At 72.1% G+C, this 4473-nt stretch carries 5 protein-coding genes and 1 pseudogene; 3 read left to right on the plus strand and 3 right to left on the minus strand.

Features of this window, described 5'->3' with window-relative positions:
- Window positions 1–350 (minus strand): annotated as a pseudogene (locus tag BKE38_RS29740) (hypothetical protein); the annotation flags it as partial.
- 559 nt (window positions 351–909) lie between these two features.
- On the opposite strand from BKE38_RS29740, the gene minC reads away from it, so the two are divergent.
- Genes minC through minE form a run of 3 tightly spaced genes read left to right on the plus strand, consistent with a single transcriptional unit; the run spans window position 910 to window position 2845 of the window.
- Complete coding sequence (gene minC, locus BKE38_RS29745) at window positions 910–1659, plus strand: septum site-determining protein MinC (protein ID WP_076960680.1); 750 nt, start codon at window positions 910–912, stop codon at window positions 1657–1659.
- A gap of 59 nt (window positions 1660–1718) precedes the next feature.
- Complete coding sequence (gene minD, locus BKE38_RS29750) at window positions 1719–2537, plus strand: septum site-determining protein MinD (protein ID WP_076960681.1); 819 nt, start codon at window positions 1719–1721, stop codon at window positions 2535–2537.
- Window positions 2534–2845 (plus strand): cell division topological specificity factor MinE, encoded by a 312-nt coding sequence (gene minE / locus BKE38_RS29755; RefSeq protein WP_076960682.1) that lies wholly within the window; start codon window positions 2534–2536, stop codon window positions 2843–2845. Before minD ends, minE begins: the two co-directional genes overlap by 4 nt.
- A gap of 91 nt (window positions 2846–2936) precedes the next feature.
- Here the strand turns inward: minE and BKE38_RS29760 are convergent, their stop codons facing one another.
- Together BKE38_RS29760 and BKE38_RS29765 are read right to left on the minus strand one after the other, a co-directional pair.
- Complete coding sequence (locus tag BKE38_RS29760) at window positions 2937–3800, minus strand: DMT family transporter (RefSeq protein ID WP_083747971.1); 864 nt, start codon at window positions 3798–3800, stop codon at window positions 2937–2939.
- A 10-nt stretch (window positions 3801–3810) separates the two neighbouring features.
- Window positions 3811–3999 (minus strand): hypothetical protein, encoded by a 189-nt coding sequence (locus BKE38_RS29765; RefSeq protein ID WP_076960684.1) that lies wholly within the window; start codon window positions 3997–3999, stop codon window positions 3811–3813.
- Window positions 4000–4473: the final 474 nt, after the last annotated feature.

Consider the following 4473-nt stretch of genomic DNA (forward strand, 5'->3'; position numbering starts at 1 on the left):
ATGCGGGTCAGGCTGGCGCCGGGCGCCGGGCTGTGGCCGGGCAGGGCGGCGGCCCAGCCATGCGCCAGCAGCCCCTGGGCCACGGCGCCCGCGCCCAGCCGGCTGCCCTGCCAGTCGTCGCCCGGCAGCAGCACCAGCACCGGGGCGTCGGGCGCCAGCGCCGGGTAGAGGTCCCAGCGGCATTCGGCCGTGGCGGCATAGGCCAGGTCCAGCTTGCCCGGCCGGGCGGCGCGGAGCGCGGCGGAATCGGCCTGGCGCCGGGCTGCCAGCTCGGCGGGCGAGGCCGGGTGGCTCAGGGACCGGACGGCGCTGCGCTGGCCGCGGGGCGTCAGCGGCGGCACCGCGATCATCGCAAGCCGCTTTCGCGGGCCGGACGGTGTGCCTCCCCGGGCCGGCCCGGATGCTCGCGCCACGCGGCGCCCCCCGTCTTCCGCAGCGGGCGGCGCTGCCTCAGGCAAGGGTGCGGATGCGGCATGACGGGGTCTCCCGGGAATGGACGCCAGCAGCTTTGCAAACGCCATGCCGGGGAGAGGCGCGACCGGGGCTGTGGCCGATCGCCCACGTCGCACGGCAAAAATCACCGCCGGCGCAGGCAATCTGACGGCGCTTTGCACGGCCCGGCCTTCGCCTCGCCCGGTCCCCCATGTATAGATGAAGAAATCCTGGCAGTCCGGGAGGCCATCGGTGGCAGAATGCCCATCCGGCAGGCGCTCCGCCGGATGGATGCCCAATAACCCGACCCCCGTGGAAGCCAGGGGGGGCCGCTTGCCCGAGCGGCGGCGGCAGGACCGGTTTCCGCTGCGCCGCGCTTTCTGCCACAGTCGTCTGGCAGGATCATCTTGCCAGAGTCAGGTCGACCGAGACTCCGTTCCAGCCACGAAGACCCATCCAGGACCGTCACCAGAGCCGATGTCAGCGCCCGCCCTCAATCCCCGCCTTGAGCCATTCCGGCTGCGGGGCGCGAATTTCAACCTGCTGGTGCTCCGGCTGCTGGACCCGCGCGCGGAGGTGATCGTGCCCGCGATCGCCGACCAGTTCCGCCGCGCCCCCGGCTTCCTGCGCTTCGCGCCGCTGGTGATCGGGCTCGACGACCTGAACGTCGCGCCGCATGAGGTCGACTTCGTCACGCTGGTCAACGAGCTGCGCGCCATCGAGATCATGCCCATCGGCACCGTCGGCGGCTCGCCGGAGCTGCGCGCGGCCGCCCAGGGCGCCGGCCTGCCGCCGGTCCGCGCCGCCGGCGGCAAGGACGAGCCGGTGGAGATGGCGCCGGCGCCAGCCGCCCCGGCCGCCGCCGCGGCGCCCGAGCCGCTGCCGCCGGGCTCGATGCGGCCGACCATGGTGATCGACCACGCGGTGCGCGCCGGGCAGCGGATCTGGGCGCAGGGCGCCGACCTGATCATCAACGGCACGGTCAATCCGGGGGCCGAGGTGATTGCGGATGGCAACCTGCACGTCTATGGCGCGCTCAGGGGCCGCGCCATCGCCGGCGGGGCCGACAACATGGAGGCGCGGGTCTTCGCGCTGAACTTCGATCCGGAGCTGGTCTCGATCGCGGGCTACTACGCGGTGCGGGAAGGGCTGACGGATGCCCCGATCGGCAAGCCCGTGCAGGTGCGGCTGATCGGCGAGAACATGCGATTCGACCGGTTGGGCTGAGCCCCGACGCGCTGCCCAGGGCTACTGGCTCAGACCTATCGGAACAGAGGGAGATACTCATGGCGCAAGTGATCGTGGTGACGTCCGGCAAGGGAGGGGTCGGCAAGACCACAAGCTCCGCCGCCTTCGCCACCGGTCTCGCCCAGAGCGGCAAGAAGACGGCGGTCATCGACTTCGACGTCGGTCTGCGCAACCTCGACCTCATCATGGGCGTCGAGCGGCGCGTCGTCTTCGACATCGTCAACGTGATCAACGGCGAGGCGAAGCTCAACCAGGCGCTGATCCGCGACAAGCGGGTCGACACGCTGTCGATCCTGCCGGCCAGCCAGACGCGGGACAAGGATGCGCTGACCCGCGAGGGCGTCGCCCAGATCATCGAGGAGCTGAGCCAGGACTTCGACTACATCCTGTGCGACAGCCCCGCCGGCATCGAGAAGGGCGCGCTGCTGGCGCTCTACTTCGCCGACCAGGCGATCGTGGTGACCAATCCCGAGGTCTCCTCGGTGCGTGATTCCGACCGGATCCTCGGCGTGCTGCAGTCCAAGTCGCGCCGCGCCGAGGAGAAGAAGGACCCGGTCAAGGAGCATCTCCTGGTCACCCGCTACGACGCCAACCGCGTCGAGCGCGGCGAGATGCTGAAGCTCGAGGATATTCGCGAGATCCTGGCGATCCCGCTGCTGGGCGTCATCCCGGAGAGCGAGAGCGTGCTGAAGGCCTCCAACACCGGCAATCCGGTGATCATGGATGAGGCGTCCAGCGCCGGGACGGCCTATAAGGACGCGGTGGCCCGCTTCCTCGGCGAGGACCGGCCGCACCGCTTCATCGACCCGGAGAAGAAGGGCTTCCTGTCCCGGCTGTTTGGTGGGAGGGCTGCATGAGCTGGCTCGACGTCTTCCGCGGCAACCGCAAGCCCCCGGCCACCACGGCGGGGGCGGCGAAGGAGCGGCTGCAGATCGTGCTCGCGCATGAGCGCATCAACCGCAGCGGCGACGACTTCCTGCCGCGGCTGCAGCGCGAGCTGATCCAGGTGGTGGCGCGCTATGTCGCCATCGATCCGAAGGCGGTGAATGTCTCGCTCGACCGCGGCGGCGACATGAGCACGCTGGCGATCGAGGTGGAGCTGCCGCCGGCGGCCCCGCCGCCGACCGGCCGCGACGCCGCCGCCGCAGGCCGCCCGGCCGTCTGAAAGGACGGCCCGGCTACCTTCTTCCCGACGGCGGACCCCCCGCCGCAATGCCTTACCACGCGCCCGGCCCCCGCCGGAGCAGGCGTCCCGTTCAGCGGGCGCGGCGCACGAGATAGAGGGTCGCCGCCAGCATGGCGAGCGTGCCCAGCAGCAGCCCCCAGCCTGGCTGCTCGGCATAGACGGCCCAGCCGACCATGGCGCTGGCCGGGATCTGCGCATATTCGACGGGCGCCAGCAGCCCGACTTCCGCCCGCCGCGCCGCGGCCGAGGCGCAGAGGTCGGAGACCAGCGCGAAGATCGTCCCCCCCACCAGCATCGCCAGCGCGAAGAGGCTGGGCATCTGCCAGACGAAGGCGGAGACCGGGCCCCAGAACAGCACCGACAGCGCCGCGTACCAGGCGATGACGCGGGCCGGCGGCTCGGTGGTCGAGAGCTTCTTGAAGGTGATCAGCACCAGCCCGCTGCACAGGCCGGCGGCCATGGCGGCCGGTGTCCCCAGCGACAGCTCGCCGCCCGGCTGGGCGATGATCAGCACGCCGATGAAGCCGATGCCGGCGGCCAGCGCCCGGTCGCGGCGCACCCGCTCATGCAGCAGCAGGGCGGCCAGCGGCAGGACCCAGAGGGGCCGCGCGGACATCATCGCCACGGCATCGGCCAGCGGCAGCCAGAGGATCGCCAGCAGTTGCAGCAGGAAGGTGGCGATGCCCGCCCCGCCGCGCGCCAGGTGCAGCAGCGGCCGGCGGGTGGCCAGCGCTGCCACCGGGCCGCTGCGCAGGATCCAGGGGGTGAGGACGGCCAGGGTGATGGCGCCGCGGGCGAAGGGCACCAGCGGCACCGGCAGCCCGTCGCGCAGCGCCGCCCGGTAGCAGGCATTGACGCCGGCGCCGCAGAGCGCCGCCAGCAGCATCAGCCCCATGCCCACCAGCGCGGCGGAGGGCGGGCGACGGGGTCTCACGCGGGCAGGCTCAGCGGCGGCCGGCGAGCTCGGTCTCGAGGGCCTTGATCTTGGCGGTCAGCGACTCGCGCAGGGTCGCGGCGGCGTGGGGCTTCAGGGCGGCCAGGGCCTCCTTGAGCTCGCGCAGCTGGCGCTTCTTTTCCTCGGGCGAGCGGGAGATGGGGCGGTTGCCGGAGATCTGGCCGTCGAAAGCGCGCATGGGCAGGGGTTCCTCGGGGTCAAAACCTGTTTCGCCGCCCGGGGCAGGGTCGCCCGGGCGGAAGCAGGCGGCGGCAGGGCGATGGAGCTAGGGTGCGGCGGCGGCGTGGCGGCGGGGCATGGCGCTGCCGCCGGCAGGGCTCGGGCCTGCCGGACGCCGCGTCACGAGGCTCGCCTGCGTTGCATCCATGGGCCGCAGGATAGCGCAGCCAGGCCGCGCGCGGAACGGGGCGCAGCGCGCCGGAGGGATGCGTGCCGCTGTGGATGGTTTCGAAAGTCGGCTGTGCTGACGGGGCGTCTCGCCCAGTTCGCGCCCGCAAAAAAATCTTGCGTGGGACTGGGCCGTGGGTGCCCCACGGTGCCCCCCTGGGCGGCAGCACGGAGAGAAAGAGAAGGGGGCCCGGGGGAATTCATTCCCCCGGATGCTTGCTGCCCGTCAGTACTCGAATTCGTAGGACAGCCCGACCCTTTCCCC

This window comes from Teichococcus deserti (genome assembly GCF_001982615.1).
In the GTDB taxonomy this organism is placed as follows: Bacteria; Pseudomonadota; Alphaproteobacteria; order Acetobacterales; family Acetobacteraceae; genus Pseudoroseomonas; species Pseudoroseomonas deserti.

Bases quoted from the DNA above. Each gene is read 5' to 3' on its own strand.
- minC (WP_076960680.1), top strand. From the start codon at position 910: ATGTCAGCGCCCGCCCTCAATCCCCGCCTTGAGCCATTCCGGCTGCGG.
- minD (WP_076960681.1), top strand. From the start codon at position 1,719: ATGGCGCAAGTGATCGTGGTGACGTCCGGCAAGGGAGGGGTCGGCAAG.
- minE (WP_076960682.1), top strand. From the start codon at position 2,534: ATGAGCTGGCTCGACGTCTTCCGCGGCAACCGCAAGCCCCCGGCCACC.
- BKE38_RS29765 (WP_076960684.1), bottom strand. From the start codon at position 3,999: ATGCGCGCTTTCGACGGCCAGATCTCCGGCAACCGCCCCATCTCCCGC.